Genomic DNA, 20,925 nt, shown 5'->3' with positions numbered 1-20,925 from the left:
TATTTAATTATTTATAATATAAATGTAAAAATAATTTTTTTCATAATTTTTTTATTATTCAGTAAATCATTAAAAAATTTAATTTTTTTAATAAAAAATTATTTATTTTACATAATTATCATTAAGTAATTTAAAAATATAAAAGTTGTAAAATACTATTTATAAATATAAAATAAAAATTTGTACTAAAATATATACACAATAAAAATTACAGATTTTTCTATAATCTATTTTAATTTTTATGACAGAAAAGGATTTAAATAATGTATAATATGAAATTATTCGCTGGTAATGCTGTTTTAGATTTAGCTAAATCTATTGCAATACAATTGTATACAAATTTAGGAAGCGCTTCTGTAGGAAGATTTAGTGATGGTGAAATTACTGTGCAAATTCATGAAAATGTTAGAGGTAAAGATGTATTTATTATACAATCAACTTGTGCTCCTACAAATGATAATCTAATGGAATTAATAGTCATGGTAGATTCATTAAGAAGAGCATCTGCAGGAAGAATAACTGCAGTTATTCCATATTTTGGTTATTCTAGACAAGATAGAAGAGTTCGATCAGCTAGAGTTCCTATAACAGCTAAAGTAGTCGCAGAATTTTTATCTAGTGTAGGAGTAGATCGAGTTCTGACTGTAGATTTACACGCAGAACAAATACAAGGATTTTTTGACATACCTGTAGATAATGTATTTGGTAGCTTAATTTTATTAGAAGATATGTTAAAAATAAAACTAAAAAATCCAATAGTTGTATCTCCTGATATTGGAGGAGTAGTACGAGCAAGAGCTATAGCAAAATTATTAAATGATACAGATATGGCTATAATAGATAAAAGACGTCCGCAATTAAACTCATCAGAAGTAATGAATATCATAGGAGATGTTTCAAATAGAGATTGTGTTTTAGTAGATGATATAATAGATACAGCTGGAACTCTTTGTAATGCTGCAAAAGCATTAAAAAAAAATGGAGCGCGTAAAGTATTTGCTTATGCTACTCATCCTATTTTTTCTGGTATTGCAGAAAAAAATATAAAAAATTCTGTTATTGATGAAGTAGTTGTATGCGATACAATTCCATTATCAAAAAAAATTCAATCTATTGCCAAAGTAAGAAAACTAACTCTGTCTGGAATGTTAGCAGAAGCCATAAGACGAATTAGTAATGAAGAATCCATTTCTGAAATGTTCGAACATTAAAATTTTTTCCAAAAATAAAATATAAAAATAAAAAATATATAAATTTTTATTTATGTAATTTATTTTTATATTTTTATTAATGAAAAAATTTTTTACATAAAACAAATAACTTTAATTTACAACTATATTTTTTATTAAATAAAATATTATCGATATTTTTTTTAAAATTTAAAAAAAATAAATAAATATTTAGGAAATATTCCTAAAAAAATAACTAAAACAAAAAATAAAAATATTATACTATGTAAAAAATAAATTAAATTAGTATTTATCATATTAATTTTATAAGATGCATATTCTAAAGAACTATACAATAAAGTAATTATTCTAAAACAATTTAATATGCCTAAAACACTACCAAACACAAAACCTAATCCTAAAATCCATAAATTATGATTTATAATACCTGTTAACAAATATAATTTTCCTATAAATCCTATTGTTAAAGGAAATCCTGCAACAGATAGTAAAAAAATAGTCATCATAATAGTTAAAAATGGATCTTTCCAAAATAATCCTTTATATTTTGATAATTTATTAATTTTTGAAATATTCCATTTTATATCAATTAAGGTTAATACAGAAAAAATTCCTATATTACTTATCAAGTATGTAATAAGATATATATTAATTATTTGTAAATTAATTACGTTAAAACATAAATTTATAATTAATATTGATAACAAATAACCAGATTGAATAATAGATAAATATCCTAAAATTTTTTTTATATTTTTTTCAAAAATAATTCTGATACTACCCAAAAATATCGAAAAGAAAATAATAGTTTGTAGAAAAAAATAAAATTTTTTATTATTAAAAAAATATAAATGAGAAAAAATTTGAATTAAAAAATACATTAATGCTATTTTAGATATATTAGATAAATATAAAAAAATAGACATAGGAGATCCATTATAAACTGATGCTGTCCATAAATGAAATGGAAAAATAGATAACTTAAATAATATTGAAGAAAGAAAGAATACATTTCCACATAAAAAAATTAAATTATTTTTTAAATAATGTAATTCAAGAGCATTAATTAAATTATTTATTTTTAAACTACCTATAGAAAGATATAAAAATACAATTGATAATAAAAAAAATATAGAACTTAAACTAGAAAGAATAGCAAATTTAAAAGTAGAATTTAAAGATTTTTTACATTGTAAATCATACCCAATTAATCCTAATAAAGGTAAAGATAAAAGTTCTATCCCTAAAAAAAATGAAAAAATATGATTTGATATCGCAACAACTATAGATCCTAATGTTGATAATAATAACAATAAATAAAATTCTTCTTTATTTACATAAGAAGAACTTTGCAACCACGAATACGAAAAAATACATGTAATTAAACTGATCAACAAAATCATACAAATATAATTAATTGAAATTATATCAATATGAAATAAAACAGAAATATTTTGAGGTAATTTAAAATAAATAAAAGGAATAGATAATAAAGATATAAATAAACTAAATATACTTGTTATAAAAACAAATAGAATATTTCTATTTAAAGAAATAAACAATGTTAAAAACAATATACTAAATATTAAAATAAAAAATGGTAGCATTGCAGTTACTTCTAACGCATTTATTATCATCAGAAATAATAACCTCTTTATAGTATAAAAACATAATTGATTTTAAAATACACAATTATAAGTAAAAATTTAAAAAATATTTAGGAAATAAACCAATATAAATAGTTAAAACAGATAAAAAAGATAAAATAATAACTTCTATAAATCCATTATTTTCAAATAAACTCATTCTATTAATATTTCCATAAAATATTTTTTGAAATAACCTTAATGAATATATTGAAGAAAATAAAAAACAAAAAGATATTAAAAAAGATATAATAGGATAGCTATTAAAAAAATGAGATATTATTATAAATTCACTTAAAAAATTTGCAGTACCAGGTATTCCTAAATTAGAAAATAAAAAAAACAAAAAGAAAAAAGGAATAAAATTGATATTTCCCCATAATCCTCCCATTCTATCAATATTATGTGTTTTTAAATTTCGATATAATTGTGAAGAAAGAATCAACAAAGATCCTATTGAGATAGTATTAGCAATAACATTTAAAATAATTCCTTGATAGGACCAAATATTAATATTACATAATCCTATTAACACCATACTAGCATGAGAAATAGCAGAATAAGCTAAAATTTGTCTTATATCTTTTTTTGACATAGCCATATAAGAAGAATAAGCAATATTACTTAAACTAATTATAATTAAAAATATTGAAAACTTTTCCACTATTTTAGGATAAAAAATAAAATGAAATCTAATTAAAGAATAAACCGCAACTTTAATTAATAAACCCGTAACATCTAAAGAACCAGAAATAGGAGAAATTTTTTGAACTTTAATAAACCATCCATGAAAAGGAATTAAAGGAATTTTAATAAAAAAAGAAAAACAAAATAACAATAAAATAAAAATTTGATTTTTTTCTGAACTTATTAACATATTAGATAACAAATTATAATTGAAAGTCCAGTAATGATGTAAATTATAATATAATAAAGATAAAAATAATGACCCACATAAAAATAATATTCCAGAAATTTGTGAATACATTAAAAATTGATTTGCTATTGAAATTCGATCTTGCTTGTATACTGTTTTTTTTCCATTAAATATTAAAATAAAATAAATAGGAATGGATAATAATTCCCAAAAACAAAAAAATAAAAATAAATCCAACGAAATCAATATAGCAATAATACTTCCTATCATAGACATAAAATAAAAATAAAAAATTTTGTATGATTTATTTTTTTTTTCTGTTTGAATCAACAAAGATATAATCCCAAAAAAACAAGTTAATATTACCATAATAAAAGAAAAACTATCTAAACCTAAATGAAATTCTATTCCAAATTTTGAAATCCAAGGATAAGATAACTCACTTTTCCATATAAAATTATCATGTATATTAGTAGCTAATTGACTTTTTTTTTTCAACCATTCTATTATACATAGTACTAATGTAATATTTAATCCAATTAAAGAAATATATTTAGCTATTTTTATTCGTTTTATTATCTCCATACTTAATGATAATAAACTAAATACAAAAGGAATAATAATCAACCATAAAAGTAACATTTTTATTGTCCAATTTTAAAAATTTGTTAAAATCAAATAGAATTAAATTTTTATTATTTTTTAATATTATTTTTAAAAAAATAAATAAATTTATTTATTAAATAAAAATATTTATATTATTATTGTAATAATACAAACAGATAAAAAAATAATAATACTTAAAATAAAAATTAAAAAATATTTTCGTAAATAACTAAATTCAATTTTTATCATGAATTTATTTAAATACTGAAAATTATATTTTAATAAATTTAATTTTTTATCTATTGGATCTTTATTTATCAATCGTAAAATAAAATTATGAGGAAAAATAAATATTAAATTATATAATTTATCAAAATACCATCCTTTTAATAAAAAATTTACAATAAAATGAAAAAAGTTTTTAATATATTGTTTTTTAATAAAATTATTTTTATCAATATTCCATATATAATATGAACACAAACATCCAGAAGATGATATTAAAAAAGAAATCAGTTCAAAAATAATTTTTTTATGATTTAAATAAAAATAATTTATAGGAAATACATTATTTTTGTTGAAAATTAAAATTAAAATAAAAGTAGATAACATATTTAAAATAATTAAAGGAAAATAATACGCAAATTCTATTTTATAATTTATAAAATTTTTATTTTTAAAAAAATTTTTTCCATAAAATACAAACAGAAATAATCTACTCGTATACATAGAAGTCAAAAAAACACCTAATAAAGAAAAAACAAAAAAAATGATAGTAAAATTATTTCCTAAAACAGATATAAGAATAGATTCTTTACTATAAAAACCTGCAGTAATAATTGGTAAAGATAATAAAGAAGATATACCAAATATAAAAGATATATATACCAATGGTATTTTTTTTCTTAACCCACCCATTTTAAAAATATTTTGTTCCAAATTTGATTTTAATATTACTGCACTAGTAGATAAAAATAATAAAGATTTAAATATTGCGTGTACAACTACATGAAAAATAGCAGCATTCCAAGATTGAGATCCTAAAGCTAAAAACATATATCCAACTTGACTTATAGTAGAATAAGCCAAAATTTTTTTAATATCGTGTTGTACCAAAGCAGATAAACCCGAAATTAGTATAGTAAAACAACTAATACAAGAAATTAAAAATAAAATATCGGGTGTCAAAGAAAAAATAAAATTTGTTCTAGAAATTAAATACACTCCAGATATCACCATAGTAGCAGCATGTATTAAAGCTGATGCAGGAGTTGGTCCGACCATAGCATCAGATAACCATGTTTGAAAAGGAAATTGTGCAGACTTTGCTATTGATCCTATTAACAAAAAAAATGTTATAACCTCTAAAATTTTAGAATTAAAAAAACTATCAGATCCATTTAAAATAGTAAATAAAGAATGAATACTTAATGTGTGAAATACATTATATATAATAATTATCGAAAAAAATAAAAATATATCTCCAATTTTAGTCATTAAAAATGCTTTTTTTGCTGCTGTGCAATTTATATTTATTTTATAATAAAAGCTAATAAGAAGATAAGAACATAATCCCACTAATTCCCAACCTAAATATATTAAAATTAAATTATCTGCAAGTACCAATAACATCATACTTACTATAAATAAACTCATTAAAGAAAAAAAACGAGATTGACATTTTTCCTTTTTCATATACCAGCAAGAAAATAATTGAATTAAAAAACCTATTCCTGTTACCATAACTAACATAATCAAAGATAATTTATCGATAAAAAAATTAAATTGAATTGGTGAATTATTTATACCAATCCAATTCCATAAATTATAAATAAAAAAATGTGATGGATAATAAAAAAATTTTATCGATATATAAATACTATTTAAGAAAGCAAAAAATATAAAAATTACACTTAAATACGAACATAATTTTTTTATAAATAATTTTTGACTATTATTAAAAAAAGTTATAAAAAAACTGATACATGGCATCAAAATAGTTAAATAAATATAGTTCATTTATTTTTCTCACTTAATAAATCTATGTTTAATGTTTGATATGTACGATATATCCGCATTAAAATTGCTAAACCTACACTTACTTCTGCTGCTGCAACTGTTATAGATAAAATATACATAATTTGACCTTCAACAGATTCATAATAACTACTGACTATTATTAATGCTAATACTATAGAGTTAATCATAATTTCTAAACTAATTAACATAAATAAAAAATTTTTTCTAATAATAAGAGAAAATAAACCTAATATAAATAATATAATTGAAAGAATTAAGCTACAAAAAAAAGAAATCATACCGGTTTCCTTTTTATTTTTTTTTTAATAAAATATATTTTTTAAAAATTTATTTTTTTATTTTTATACTACGATAAGAAGAAAAATGAAAAACAACAATAATAGCAGACAATAACAACATAGAAGATATCTCAACTATATATATATAAGGACCAAATAAAAAAACTCCAATACTTTTTATATCTGGTATATATAAAATGTTTTTTTTATTTCCTAATGAATGTAAAAATGACAAAAAAAATAAAAAAAATAAAATTAAAGATAAAAATGATGGAAAGATCCATTTTTTCTTTTGAAGATAATTATCTTTATTTTGAATATCTGTATCTAAATTTAATGTCATGATAACAAATATAAATAAAACCATTATTGCACCAGCATATATAATAATTTCTAATGCCGCTATAAAAGAAAATCCTATAGTATAATAAATCCCAGATATAGAAATTAAAAAAATTATAAAATATAAAAGTGAATAAACTGGATTTTTTTGTATAATAGTAAGAAAAACTGAAAAAATTGCTATTAAACCAAAAAAATAAAAAATATAACACATATTTATTGCACTCCAAAGTTAAGGTAATATCTTTTTTACATCAATAAAATTCGTATTTTTATCCTTATTTACCGAATTATTCCTATTAAGAGATACACCCGATCTTTTATAAAAATTATATTTAGAATATTTTCCTGTTCCTGATATTAATAAATCTTTTTTTTCATATACTAAATCTTTTCTTTGAAAATCAGATAATTCTATATCTGGTATTAACTGTATTGCACAAGTAGGACATGCCTCTTCACATAAACCACAAAAAATACAGCGAGATAAATTTATTCGAAAAAACTTTGCATACCATCTTCCATTTTTTCTAGTAGATTTTTGTAAAGCAATACAACCTACAGGACAAACAACAGAACATAAGTTACATCCAACACAACGTTCTTCTCCATCTGGATCTAAAGTTAAAATTAATCTACCTCTATAACGAGAAGGTAAATTTATAGGTTCTTCAGGATACATTTTTGTTTCTCTTTTAGAAAAAATATTTAATCCAACCATAGCAATGCTACGAATTTGAGTAAAAAATATATTTAATATTTTTATTATTATGATTTTCAAATACAATAACCTCTCATATTATTATTTTTTTATAACTATATACAAACCTGTAAAAAATAAATTTATCAATGTCAAAGGAAGACAAAACACCCATCCAAAAAAAATTACTTGATCATATTTAGGTCTAGGAAGAGATGCTCTAATAAGAATGAATAAAAAAATAAAAAATAAAACTTTTATACTAAACCAAATAAAAGGAGAAAAAAAAGGACCTTGAAAACCTCCAAAAAATATTGAAACAATTAAAGATGACGCTGTTATAATAGAAACATATTCTCCAATAAAAAATAAACCAAATTTCATTCCTGAATATTCAATATGATATCCATCAGCAAGTTCTTGTTCTGATTCAGGTTGATCAAAAGGATGTCGATGACATAATGCTAAAGAAGCAATAAAAAAAGTTAAAAAACCAAAAAATTGTGGTATAATATTCCATAATTCTTTTTGATCATATATAATATCCAAAATATTAAAAGATCCAGATTTTGCAACTACACCCATTAATGATAAACCTAAAAATACTTCATAACTTAAAGTTTGTGCAGAAGCTCTAATGGCACCAAGAAGAGAATATTTGTTCCTACTAGACCATCCTGCTAATAATATTGAATAAATAGATAAACTTGCCATCATTAAAAAAAACAATATTCCAATACTAAAATTAGAAATTAATAAATGAGCAGTAATTGGAATAATAGAAAATACTAAAAGTAAAGATGAAAATGAAATTATAGGAGCTAAAAAAAATAAATATTTTCGACTAAATAAAGGTATCCAATCCTCTTTAAAAAATATTTTTATCATGTCAGCAAAAACTTGTAATAATCCAAAAATACCTACACGATTAGGTCCATATCTATTTTGAAATAATCCTAATAATCTTCTTTCTAAAAAACTCATAAAAGATGCAGAAATAACAATACAAATAAAAAAAATTAATGATTTTAAAAAATATTGTAAAAAATGTACAACAGATATTTTATTTAATAAAAGATCCACATTCATTCTCCTTGAAAAGAATAATTTCTTTACCAGATAAACAAAAAGGATATTCAGAACTACCTAAAGGTAATGATATATATCTATTTTGCATAAAATGAGAAATTTTTATTTTAATCGTAAAAATATTATTAAAAATAAAAAAATATATTATAGAATTATTTTTTATTTTTAAATTTTCTGCATCTAAATGATTCATTATTCCGTATTTTTTTTTACAAATATCAATTTTTTTACAGTATTGAAATATTTCTTTACTATCAAATAAAAAATAATGTGGAATTATTTTAAAACTATTTTTTTTTAAAAAAACATCTGGTAAAAATTTTAAATCTAATTTTATATTTATATCATTTTTTTTTATAAAAAAATTTTTTTTGTTTAAAGAAACGTTTAAATTATTTTCTAATTGATATCTATTTCCAGATTGTAAAGAATTCCAACCAGGAGACCAATAAAAAGGAACTTGATCAGAATATTTATTATGTAATTGTGTTCCTTCCATAGAAAAAGAAAACATAGAGTCAATATCTTCAGGTTGTTTTGGTTCATGTATATCTATATTAGATAAAAAAGAAGTACGTCCACTAAATCTATGAGGAGATCGAGGAACTTTTTGTCCGAAAATACGGTAAGAAGATTTTGGAGCAACTGAAATAATATTTTTAAAATCAAGAATTTTATTTGAACAATCCGATATAATATCATCTAACTTTAACCAATATAATTCTTTTCTATGAAATTTACATTTCAAAGCATGTAACCATCTCCAACTTTCTATCCTATTAATATTTTTATTATAAAAACTCGGTTCATATACTTGAAAAAAACGTTGTAATCTTCCTTCATAGTTTATTAATGTTCCTGATGATTCAAAAAAATTTTTTACAGGTACTTTTAAATTCGCATTGCGAAAACTTTTTGTAAATTGATGATCTAAAACTATATTATTGGTTTTATTATTAAAAATATATTTTAATTTTTTCTTTGGTAAATGCCTATATAAATCATTTTCCATGATAATCAATGCAACATTTTTATTATTTTTTAATATATCTATTGCTTTTTCCAAAGGAAATCCTGGAATACAAGAAATTCCCATACTATTTGCATCTGGAGTAACAAATAACAATTTTGTATTTTTATTATTTTTTTTTAAATTTTTTGAAATATTGATTGCAAGTTTAATAATAGACAAACTTCTAGAATGAGATCCTGAAATAATTAAAGGATTTTTGGATAATTTTAAAGAATTTACAACAAAATTAATATATTTATTTATGTCATCATTAATTTTTTTATCATATAATTCATTATTTTCTATTAAATGATTTATATTAATAATCAAATCCATTACTGAAATGTCTTTCTTAGAATAATTTAAAGTACATAATCCATTTAAACTTGAATCATTATAATTTATTATAAATAAAGAATTTTTAAATTTTTTTGAAAAAATTTTTACCGTATCACTTTGCCATTTATAAAAAATTTTTTTTTCATAAAATTTATTTAAATGTTTTGATTTTTTTTTCATAGCTCTTCTAACTGATAAAGCTAATCTTGGAGCTGTATTAATAATGTCTTCTCCTAATATTAGGATTGCATCTGATTCTTCTACTTCACGTAAACTTGGAACTAATAAATTATTTTGTTTTATAAACTGATTTATTAAAGTAATGATATTATGTTCTTCTTGTAACAATCCAGTAGAAAAATTTTCTATTCCTACTAATTCTAATAATGCGAAATTATTTTCTATGCTTGAACGAGAAGATCCTATACCTAAAATTTTTGTAGATTTTTTTAAATATGAAACTGCAATATCTATCGATTGAGTAAAATTTAAAAATTTGCAAATTTCTTTTTTGTTATAAGAAAAATAATTCGGTCTATTTTTTACATTATTAAAATCATAAACAAATCTACCAACATCACATAAAAAATAATTATTTATTTCAATATTATATCTATTTTCAATTTTTCTAATTTCTCCATATCGTTCTCCTACTGATATATTACAACCTATACTACACATATTACATATACTAGGAGAATATTGCATATCCCATTTTCTATTATAATTTTCTTCATATAATTTATCTGTAAATACACCTGTTGGACATATTTCAATCAAATTTCCAGAATGTTCATTTTCTAAAATTCCCTCTTCAAATCTTCCAAAATATAAATTATCAGCAGATCCATATACATTAAAATCTTTTCCACCTGCATAATTTTTATAAAATCGAACACATCGATAACAAGATATACATCGATTCATTTCATGATTAATAAAAGGACCTAAATATTGATTTTTATATTTTTTTTTACTAAAAACATATCTTCTTTTATAATGTTTAGTCATTACCGTCATATCTTGTAAATGACAATTCCCACCTTCAGAACATACAGGACAATCATGAGGATGATTATTCATCATTAATTCAATTATATCTTTTCTAAAATTTATTATTTCATGACTCTTTGTTGAAATAATATTTCCATCTTGAGATGGTGTCATACATGACATAACAATTATTCCGATCTTATCATTTATATCTGAATATTTTTTAACCGAACATTGACGACAAACACCTACACTACCTAATTCAGGATGCCAACAAAAATAAGGAATATTTATTCCTTTAGATAAACATGTATGTAATAAATTATTTGATTCATTAACAATATATAATTTATTATCTATATATAGTTTGGCCATATTTTATATATTTTCCAAAAAAAAAAACATTTTAAATAATTAATTTAAAATATTATTTTAACTTATTTTAAATATATTTTTAATAAATTAAAATAAAAAGATAATTTAATTATTTATTTTGAATTAATTGTTCAAATTCATGTCTAAAATATTTTAAAGCACTTTGTAACGGTTCAATAGCTCCAGGAGCAAGAGCACAAACAGTTTTTCCTGGACCTAACGTGATACATAAATCTTCTAAATATTGAATATCTTTTAATTTTCCATTTTTTTTGTATATATTTTTTAGTATATTAACTATCCAAGGTAAACCAGATCTACATGGTGTACATAAACCGCAAGATTCACGAGAAAAAAATTCCTCTATATTTAAAACTAAAGCAACCATATTAATATTTGAATCAACTGCCATACATAAAGCAGTTCCTAATCTGCTTCCTATTTTTTTTATACTATCAAAATCCATTTTTACATCTAAATGTTTTTCTAATAAAAAATCAGTACTTGCCCCTCCTGGTTGCCAAGATTTTAATATAAAACCTTTTCGCATTCCTTGAGCATAATCTTCTAATAACTCACGAGCAGTAATACCAAAAGGTAATTCCCATATACCTGGGTTATTTACTTGACCAGAAAAACCCATAAGTTTAGTTCCTGCACTATTTTCACCATTAGATAAATTATTATACCAATCATTTCCATATAAAATAATTGCTGGAATATTACATAAAGTTTCTACATTATTCACACAAGTAGGTTGACCCCATAAACCAATACTAGCAGGAAAAGGTGGTTTTAATCTTGGATTTGGACGATTACCTTCTAATGAATTAATTAATGCTGTTTCTTCACCACAAATATACCGACCTGCTCCACTATGAACATATAAATTTAATGTAAAATTACTATTTAATATGTTTTTTCCTAAATAATTATTTTCATATGCTTCTGTAATAGATCTATTTAAAAAATTTTCTGATTTAAAATATTCTCCTCGTAAAAATATATATGCTATAGAAACCTGTAAAGCAAAAGCACTAATAATAATTCCTTCGATTAATAAATGAGGTATTCTTTCCATTAAAAATCTATCTTTATATGTTCCAGGCTCCATTTCATCCGCATTACATATTAAATAACGTTGTTTATCATCATTAACATCATTTAATAAACTCCATTTTAAACCAGTTAAAAATCCAGCCCCACCTCTACCTTTTAAACCTGAATTTTTAATTAAATTAATAATATATTCAGGAGAAAAATTCTCATAAAATATTTTCTCTAAAGAAACATAACCATTTTTATTTCTATATTCATCAATCCATACTGGTTTTTTATCTTTTCTATTTCTCCATGTTAAAGGATGAGTATCTGGTAATAAAATATTACGTTTCATATATACAAACCTAGTATTTTTTTAATTGATGTTGTTTTAACATTAGAATATAATTCTTTATTAACCATGAAAGTAGGTGCTTTATCACAATTTCCTATACAACAAACTGGTAATAAAGTAAATTTTTTATCAATTGTAGTACATCCAGTTTTAATTTTTAAAATATCTTCTAACTTTTTTTCTATCTTTTTATAACCTTTGATATAACAAACAACACTATCACAATACCTAATAATATTATTTCCTATTTCTTTTCGAAATATTTGACTATAAAACGTAGCAATACTTTCTACTTCCGAATATGATAAATTCAAAATTTTGGAAACTTCATGAATACCCCAATCAGGAACCCATCCAATACGATTTTGTACTATTTTTAGTGCATCAATTACAGCTGCTCTTGATGTATGATAATGATTGATTTTATTTTTAATTTCAATAATTTCTATTTTTTTTAATTTTAAATTCATAATTATGGTATCTTACTATTTTTTTATTAGTGTTTTCAACATTACCTGTTATCTATCTACATCTGACATAACAAAATCAATACTTCCTAAATAAACTATTAAGTCTGATATTAAACTACCTCTGATAACAGATGGTATTTGTTGCAAGTGAGGAAAACTAGGAGTTCTAATTCTTGTTCTATAACTCATAGTACCTCCGTCACTAATTAAATAGTAACTATTAATTCCTTTAGTTGCTTCAATCATTTGAAAAGATTCATTAGGAGGTATAACAGGACCCCAAGAAACATTTAAAAAATGTGTAATTAAAGTTTCTATATTTTTTAAAACATATTTTTTTAAAGGAGGTGTAGTTAATGGATGATCCATCTTAAATGGACCTTCAGGCATATTTTTTAAACATTGGTACAATATAGAAATACTTTCAAATATTTCTTCAACTTTTAACATAACTCGAGAATAACAATCACTAATTCCAGATCCAATAGGAATATTGAAATTAAAAAAATCATATCCTGAGTAAGGTCTGTTTTTTCTTACATCAAAATTTACTCCTGTAGCTCGTAAACCAGATCCAGTAACACCCCAATCTAATGCTTCTTTTTTATTGTAACATGCAATGTTTTTAGATCTAGAAATTAAAATACTATTTTTCAAAAAAGATTTTATATAAAAATTTAATCTTTTTGGTAACCATGAAAGCATATTTTTTAATATTTTTTCCCATCCTTTTGGTAAATCTTGTGCTAAACCTCCAATTCTAAACCATGCAGGGTGCATTCTAGATCCAGTTATAAATTCAATTACATCGTATACTTTTTGACGATCTGTAAAAGCTAAAAAAACAGGAGTCATTCCTCCTATATCTTGAATAAAAGTAGATATATATAATAAATGACTGTTTATACGAAATAATTCTGAAAGCATAACTCGTATAACTTTAATTCTATCAGAAACTATAATTTTAGCTAATTTTTCTACAGCAAGTATATACGGCATTTCATTAACACAACCTCCTAGATATTCAATACGATCCGTATAAGGAATATAACTATGCCAAGATTGTCTTTCTGCCATTTTTTCTGCACCTCGATGGTGATATCCTATATCTGGAACACAATCTATTATTTTTTCTCCTTTTAATTGTAGTATAATTCTAAAAGCTCCATGTGAAGAAGGATGATTAGGTCCTAAATTCAAAAACATAAAATCTGAATTTTTTTCTTTATTTTTCATACCCCATAATTTAGGATCAAATTTTAAATCTTCCATTTCCTGTTTTAATTTCATAGCATTTAACGAAAAAGGGGTATATTCAGTTGCCCTAGCAGGAAAATCTTTTCTTAAAGGATATCCTTTCCATGTTTTCGGCATAATAATTCTAGTTAAATTAGGATGATTGTTAAAAATAATTCCAAACATTTCCCAAGTTTCTCGTTCATACCAATCAGAATTCAAAAAAATATGATGTATAGAACTTATATTTAATTTTTTTTCAAATAAAGGAACTTTTAAAATAATATCTTTATTTTTATCTATAGAACACAAATGATAAAAAACCGAAAAATCACAATTAATAATTTCTTTTTTGTAATTTCTAGAACGTTCATCTATTCCATGTAAATCAAATAACATATTGTATAGTACAGAAGATTTATTTTTCAAGAATAATATTACTTCAATAAATATTTTTTTATTCACCCATATAACAGGACATTCTATATGTGTAGATTGAACATAGAAAAATTTTTTTTCAAAATAAAGATATAATTCTCTTATAATAGCAATATCAGAATTATTATCATATTTTAATCCTAGGGTATTAATTTTTTGTTCTATTATATCAACCATCAAATTCTCACTATTTTCTTTTAGTATTAATTATATGTACATATAATGAAAATTATAAAAATTTTTATTTTTAATAAATTTTTTTCAACTAACAAAATTAAGTGTTTTAATACAAAAATTATATTTTTTATACAATTAATTTCGTTAAAATATTTATTACCAAAAAATTAAAAATTTATATCATCAGGATTTTTAAAATCTTTTTCTAAAGATCTATTATTTCGTTTTCTATCTTTTTCTGATAACATTTTTTTTTTATATATTCCTTGATCAGTAACAATCCAAGATAAAGGACGACGCTCTTCAGATATAGATTTTTGTAATAAACGTAGTGCTTGCATATAAGCTTCAGGTCTAGGAGGACATCCTGGAACATAAATATCAACTGGTAAAAATTTATCTACACCTTGAACAACAGAATATATATCATACATACCTCCTGAATTAGCACAAGATCCCATTGATATTACCCACTTTGGATCTAACATTTGATCATATAATCGTTGGATAATAGGTACCATTTTTATAAATGGAGTTCCTGCAATAACCATAAAATCTGCTTGTCTAGGAGATGACCGTATTACTTCTGATCCAAATCTAGATACATCATGTATAGAAGTAAAAGATGAAACCATTTCTACATAACAACAAGATAAACCAAAGTTATAAGGCCATAGCGAATTTTTTCTACCCCAATTTACTAATTTATGTAGAATTTTAGATAATGTTCCTAAAAAAACATTTTTTTTAGTATATGTTATTAATGGATCTTCTACCTCTTTAATTTCTTCTAAAGGATATTTTTGAGATTTTAAATTAATTTTCTTTAATATATATTTCATTTTTTTCCTAATTTAAAATTAATACTTAAAAAAATACAAATTTTGAAAATTTTAATAAAAATTTTAATTAAAAATTTTATTTTTTACTAAATAAAATAAAGTAATTAATAATGTATTAATAAAAAAGAATACTTCTATTAATCCTGTAATTCCAACTTTTTTTACACAAATAGACCAAGTATACAAATACAAAGCTTCTACATCAAATATTACAAAACAAATTGCAATTAAATAAAATTTAATTGCGAAACGCAAGTTCGTATCTCCTGTACCATCAATTCCTGATTCAAAAGGAATATTTTTATCTCTTGAAATAGATTTACTTCCTAAAAAAAAACTAATTAATAGTATTATACTACAAACTCCAATAACAATTAAAAAATATAGAATAAATGATAAATCTTGAGTTGTGAAATCTGAATACAAAAAATTTTTTTTCATATTTTTATAATTTTAAAATAAATAAATGTTTTATTGTATAAAGATAATAAATACAATATTGTTATTATTAACAATCAGATTGTTAATAGTGTTTTAAAAAAATTTTGTAATATTTAAAAAATAAAAAAATTAAAAAAATAATAATTTTTAATTCAATAATATTGTTTAAGACAATATCTATTTTAAAACAAATATATATATAAAACTAACATTTTTTAATATTAACCCTTGAGGAGTAGTAAACCTATCCCCATTTAAATTATATCTAGTATTAAAGATACTATTTAATAACAAACTAATTTTAATTGATTATTGAAATCATTAAAATATTTTCATGCTAATTAATAAATTACTTTTCATTAGCTTATCTGGTAAAAATAATTTAATACATATAATTACCTCAAATTTATTAAAACTTAGTTAGGAAAAAATTACTATGAGTAAAATTATTGGTATTGATTTAGGTACAACTAATTCTTGTATAGCTATTATGGATGGAAAAACAACCAGAGTACTTGAAAATGCAGAAGGTGAACGTACAACTCCTTCAGTAATTGCATATACTTCTGAGTCAGAAGTTTTAGTTGGTCAACCGGCAAAAAGACAAGCTATTACTAATCCAAAAAATACTCTTTTTGCTATAAAAAGATTAATTGGAAGAAGATTTGAAGATGAGGCAGTACAACGAGATATAAAAATTATGCCTTACGAGATTGTAAAATCTGATAATGGAGATGCTTGGATAAAAATAAAAAATAAAAAAATAGCACCTCCTCAAATTTCTGCAGAAGTTTTAAAAAAAATGAAAAAAACTGCAGAAGAATATTTAGGAGAAAAAATTACAGCTGCAGTTATCACAGTTCCAGCTTATTTTAATGATACTCAAAGACAAGCAACAAAAGATGCAGGTAAAATAGCAGGATTAGAAGTAAAAAGAATTATTAATGAACCTACTGCTGCAGCGTTAGCATATGGATTAGATAAAGGAAAAGGAAATAGAACTATTGCTGTTTATGATCTTGGTGGTGGTACATTCGATATTTCTATTATTGAAATTGATGAAGTCGATCAAGAAAAAACTTTCGAAGTATTAGCTACTAACGGAGATACTCACCTAGGTGGAGAAGACTTTGATAGTCGATTAATTAATTATTTAGTATCAGAATTCCAAAAATCACAAGGTATTGATTTAAGAAACGATCCTTTATCTATGCAAAGATTAAAAGAAGCATCAGAAAAAGCAAAAATTGAACTTTCTTCTACTCAACAAACTGATGTAAATTTACCTTATATTACAGCTGATGCAACAGGACCAAAACACTTAAATGTAAAAGTAACTCGTTCAAAATTAGAATCATTAGTCGAAGATTTAATTATACGATCTATTGAACCACTTAAAGTTGCTTTAAAAGATTCTAATCTATCTGTATCTGATATTCATGATGTAATTTTAGTTGGTGGTCAAACTAGAATGCCTTTAGTACAAAAAAAGGTTGCAGAATTTTTCGGTAAAGAACCAAGAAAAGATGTTAATCCTGATGAAGCAGTAGCTGTAGGTGCAGCAGTACAAGGTGGAGTACTATCAGGAGACGTAAAAGATGTTCTTCTTTTAGATGTAACTCCTTTATCTTTAGGTATCGAAACTATGGGAGGTATAATGACTCCTTTAATTAGTAAAAATACCACTGTTCCTACAAAACACAGCCAGGTATTCTCCACTGCAGAAGATAATCAATCAGCTGTGACTATACATATATTACAAGGAGAAAGAAAAAGAGCAACAGATAATAAATCTTTAGGACAATTCAATCTAGATGGAATACAACCAGCTCCTCGAGGAATGGCTCAAATTGAAGTAACTTTTGATATTGATGCTGATGGAATATTGCATGTTTCAGCAAAAGATAAAAATACAGGAAAAGAACAAAAAATAACTATAAAATCTTCTTCTGGTTTACAAGAAGATGAAATAAAAAAAATGATTAATGATGCAGAAGAAAATTCTGAATTAGATCGTAAATTTGAACAATTAATCCAAATAAGAAATCAAGGAGATCAGATTTCTCATCAAACTAAAAAACAATTAATAGATTTAGGAAAAAACATTAATCCAAAAGAAAAATCCGAAATCGAATCTGCATTAGAAAAATTAGATAATTCTCTAAAACAAGAAGATAAAAATGAAATTGAAAAAAATATTCAATATGTTGTAAATTTATCTTCTAAAATTATAAAAACTGATACAAAAAAAAATACTACTTCTGCAGATACTTCTAATAAAAATTCTACAAATAAAAAAGAAAATGACGTAGTCGATGCTGAATTTGAAGAAGTCAATGATACAAAAAAATAAATTATTGTATTATAAATAATCATAAATAAATAAACTTCTTGTTATATAAAACATTTATTTGAATTAATTATATAATTTTTCAAACGGGTGTTAGATTAAATTCTATACCCGTTAAAAACATTACAATTGGGAATAATAAATAAATGGAGAAAAAAGATTATTATCAAACATTAGGAATATCTAAATCTGCTAATGAAACAGATATAAAAAAATCCTATAAAAGATTAGCTATGAAATATCATCCAGACCGAAATCAAGGAAATAAACAAGCTGAAAAAAAATTTAAAGAGATAAAAGAAGCATATGAAATTTTAAATGATAAAAAAAAACGTGCTGCATATGATCAACATGGACATGCTGCTTTTGAACAAGGAGGAGATGGTTATAGTTCTTTCACTAGCAGTTTTAGTACTAATACCGATTTCGGAGATATATTTGGAGAAGTATTTGGAGACATTTTTGGAAATAACAGTAATCAACAAGGAAGCGCGCGAGGATCTGACTTACAATATAATATGGAATTAACACTGGAAGAAGCGGTAAAAGGAGTAACTAAAAAAATTCAAATTCCAACCTTTCAGACATGTAATTTTTGTTTTGGTTATGGAACAAATAAAAATACACAACCCAATCAATGTTCTTTTTGTAATGGAAGCGGTAAAATTCAAACAAGAAAAGGATTTTTTAGTATTCAACAAACTTGTAACAAATGCCAAGGAAAAGGAATTTTAATTAAAAATCCTTGTAAAAAATGCCAAGGGAAGGGAAGGGTTAAAAAAAATAAAATTTTATCTGTAAAAATACCTTCTGGTATAAATACTAATGATAGAATTCGATTACAAAATGAAGGAGAAGCAGGTGAACACAATAATCCTTCCGGCGATTTATATATACAATTTGAAGTAAAAAAACATACTATTTTTGAAAGAGATGAAAACGACTTATATTGTGAAGTACCTATTAGCTTTACCATGGCAGCTCTTGGTGGAGAAATTGAAGTTCCTACAATAGATGGAAAACTAAAAATAAAAATTCCCTCTGAAACACAATCTGGAAAATTATTTCGAATTCGAGGAAAAGGAGTTAAATCCATTAGAAACAAAAAAAAAGGAGATTTACTATGCCGTGTCATAGTAGAAACACCGGTTCATTTAAATCATGATCAAAAAAAATTATTATTGCAACTAGATAATAGTTTAGATGGAACTCAAAGAAAAAAAAATAGCCCTCAATCAAAAAGATTTTTTGATGGTGTAAAAAGATTTTTCGATGAATTAACAAGATAAAAATAATATTAATATTATTTAAAAGTATTGCATATCTATTAAATTATAGAAGCAATACTTTTATTCAAAGAAAAATAAAAATAAAAAAAATAAAAAAATAAAAAAATAAAGATTATTTTTTATCAATGATTTTTTTTAATTCAAAATTATTAAATATATTGAATTTACATTTTTTTAATATGTTTAGATAAGTTTGATTTATGTCTTGCTGCTTTATTCTTATGTATTAAACCCTTACAAACACATTTATCAAGAATTGGTTGCATTTTTTTAAAATTAATTTCAGCCATTTTTTTATCCTTAGAATAAATTGCAGAATATACTTTTTTGATAAAAGTTCGCATCATGGATTTTTTACTTCCATTGTGTATTCTTTTAATTTTCGATTTTATAGAATCTTTTTTTGATGATTTGATATTTGCCATTTTTAAAATCCTGATTTATAAATTAATATTTCATAAAAATAATTTTTATTAATAATTTTATATAATGATATTATTAATATAAAATATTCATATTAAAAATTAATTATGAAAAAATTTTTTATTTTTAAATAAATATTTTTAGCATAATAAAATTATTAAATTTAAAACATATACACATAAAAATTATAAAAATATAAAAATTACTAAAAATAAATTTATTAAAAAACTTATAATAAAACAAATATTAGTTATAAAGATATTAAATAAAAAAAATAATGTATAATAAAAAATAAAAATTTTAGTTATTTATATAAAATATAATATAAAAAAATAAAAAATATTATAATAAGTATATTTATTCATTGTAATATTAA

17 protein-coding genes are annotated in these 20,925 nt (G+C 22.6%); 3 read left to right on the top strand and 14 right to left on the bottom strand.

Features of this window, described 5'->3' with window-relative positions; all coding sequences use genetic code 11:
• The first annotated feature begins 263 nt into the window (after positions 1 to 263).
• Positions 264 to 1,211, top strand: a complete 948-nt coding sequence (locus RJU59_RS00680; RefSeq protein ID WP_343155237.1) for a ribose-phosphate pyrophosphokinase — start codon at positions 264 to 266, stop codon at positions 1,209 to 1,211.
• 161 nt (positions 1,212 to 1,372) lie between these two features.
• On the opposite strand, the gene RJU59_RS00675 is transcribed toward RJU59_RS00680, so the two are convergent.
• The 13 genes from RJU59_RS00675 to ndhC all read right to left on the bottom strand — a co-directional run bounded on the left by RJU59_RS00675 (position 1,373) and on the right by ndhC (position 16,487).
• Positions 1,373 to 2,827 (bottom strand): NADH-quinone oxidoreductase subunit N, encoded by a 1,455-nt coding sequence (locus RJU59_RS00675; RefSeq protein WP_343155236.1) that lies wholly within the window; start codon positions 2,825 to 2,827, stop codon positions 1,373 to 1,375.
• A gap of 55 nt (positions 2,828 to 2,882) precedes the next feature.
• Positions 2,883 to 4,355: a complex I subunit 4 family protein gene (locus tag RJU59_RS00670; RefSeq protein ID WP_343155235.1), complete on the bottom strand. Its 1,473-nt coding sequence runs from the start codon at positions 4,353 to 4,355 to the stop codon at positions 2,883 to 2,885.
• Positions 4,356 to 4,466: 111 nt separating this feature from the next.
• Positions 4,467 to 6,338 (bottom strand): NADH-quinone oxidoreductase subunit L, encoded by a 1,872-nt coding sequence (gene nuoL / locus RJU59_RS00665; RefSeq protein ID WP_343155234.1) that lies wholly within the window; start codon positions 6,336 to 6,338, stop codon positions 4,467 to 4,469.
• Entirely contained in the window at positions 6,335 to 6,637 is a 303-nt protein-coding gene (gene nuoK, locus RJU59_RS00660; RefSeq protein ID WP_343128721.1) for an NADH-quinone oxidoreductase subunit NuoK, read from the bottom strand. Before nuoK ends, nuoL begins: the two co-directional genes overlap by 4 nt.
• A gap of 49 nt (positions 6,638 to 6,686) precedes the next feature.
• Complete coding sequence (locus RJU59_RS00655; RefSeq protein WP_343128720.1) at positions 6,687 to 7,193, bottom strand: NADH-quinone oxidoreductase subunit J family protein; 507 nt, start codon at positions 7,191 to 7,193, stop codon at positions 6,687 to 6,689.
• Between the two features lie 18 nt (positions 7,194 to 7,211).
• A complete protein-coding gene (gene nuoI, locus RJU59_RS00650) occupies positions 7,212 to 7,754 on the bottom strand; it encodes an NADH-quinone oxidoreductase subunit NuoI (RefSeq protein ID WP_343155316.1) in 543 nt (180 codons plus the stop codon).
• A gap of 27 nt (positions 7,755 to 7,781) precedes the next feature.
• On the bottom strand, positions 7,782 to 8,768 hold the full coding sequence (nuoH, locus tag RJU59_RS00645) for an NADH-quinone oxidoreductase subunit NuoH (protein WP_343128719.1): 987 nt from the start codon (positions 8,766 to 8,768) through the stop codon (positions 7,782 to 7,784).
• A complete protein-coding gene (gene nuoG, locus RJU59_RS00640) occupies positions 8,743 to 11,487 on the bottom strand; it encodes an NADH-quinone oxidoreductase subunit NuoG (RefSeq protein WP_343155233.1) in 2,745 nt (914 codons plus the stop codon). The genes nuoH and nuoG overlap by 26 nt, the downstream gene beginning before the upstream one ends.
• A 109-nt stretch (positions 11,488 to 11,596) precedes the next feature.
• The gene (gene nuoF / locus RJU59_RS00635) at positions 11,597 to 12,883 is read right to left on the bottom strand and encodes an NADH-quinone oxidoreductase subunit NuoF (protein ID WP_343155232.1); all 1,287 of its coding nucleotides are present in this window, start codon (positions 12,881 to 12,883) and stop codon (positions 11,597 to 11,599) included.
• The gene (gene nuoE / locus RJU59_RS00630; RefSeq protein WP_343155231.1) at positions 12,880 to 13,353 is read right to left on the bottom strand and encodes an NADH-quinone oxidoreductase subunit NuoE; all 474 of its coding nucleotides are present in this window, start codon (positions 13,351 to 13,353) and stop codon (positions 12,880 to 12,882) included. Before nuoE ends, nuoF begins: the two co-directional genes overlap by 4 nt.
• A 48-nt stretch (positions 13,354 to 13,401) precedes the next feature.
• Complete coding sequence (gene nuoC / locus RJU59_RS00625) at positions 13,402 to 15,204, bottom strand: NADH-quinone oxidoreductase subunit C/D (RefSeq protein WP_343155229.1); 1,803 nt, start codon at positions 15,202 to 15,204, stop codon at positions 13,402 to 13,404.
• Positions 15,205 to 15,371: 167 nt separating this feature from the next.
• Positions 15,372 to 16,046 (bottom strand): NuoB/complex I 20 kDa subunit family protein, encoded by a 675-nt coding sequence (locus RJU59_RS00620; RefSeq protein ID WP_343155228.1) that lies wholly within the window; start codon positions 16,044 to 16,046, stop codon positions 15,372 to 15,374.
• A gap of 63 nt (positions 16,047 to 16,109) precedes the next feature.
• Positions 16,110 to 16,487, bottom strand: a complete 378-nt coding sequence (gene ndhC / locus RJU59_RS00615; RefSeq protein ID WP_343128713.1) for an NADH-quinone oxidoreductase subunit A — start codon at positions 16,485 to 16,487, stop codon at positions 16,110 to 16,112.
• Positions 16,488 to 16,923: 436 nt separating this feature from the next.
• Between ndhC and dnaK the strand changes: the two genes are divergently transcribed.
• Positions 16,924 to 18,840: a molecular chaperone DnaK gene (gene dnaK, locus RJU59_RS00610; RefSeq protein WP_343155227.1), complete on the top strand. Its 1,917-nt coding sequence runs from the start codon at positions 16,924 to 16,926 to the stop codon at positions 18,838 to 18,840.
• A gap of 143 nt (positions 18,841 to 18,983) precedes the next feature.
• On the top strand, positions 18,984 to 20,126 hold the full coding sequence (dnaJ, locus tag RJU59_RS00605) for a molecular chaperone DnaJ (protein WP_343128711.1): 1,143 nt from the start codon (positions 18,984 to 18,986) through the stop codon (positions 20,124 to 20,126).
• Between the two features lie 164 nt (positions 20,127 to 20,290).
• Here dnaJ and rpsT read toward each other — a convergent pair whose 3' ends face one another.
• Complete coding sequence (gene rpsT / locus RJU59_RS00600; protein WP_343128710.1) at positions 20,291 to 20,551, bottom strand: 30S ribosomal protein S20; 261 nt, start codon at positions 20,549 to 20,551, stop codon at positions 20,291 to 20,293.
• Between the last annotated feature and the right edge of the window lie 374 nt (positions 20,552 to 20,925).

The organism is Buchnera aphidicola (Kurisakia onigurumii), assembly GCF_039394605.1.
GTDB lineage: Bacteria > Pseudomonadota > Gammaproteobacteria > Enterobacterales > Enterobacteriaceae > Buchnera_I > Buchnera_I aphidicola_B.
This window is presented reverse-complemented; position numbering and strand designations above follow the sequence as displayed.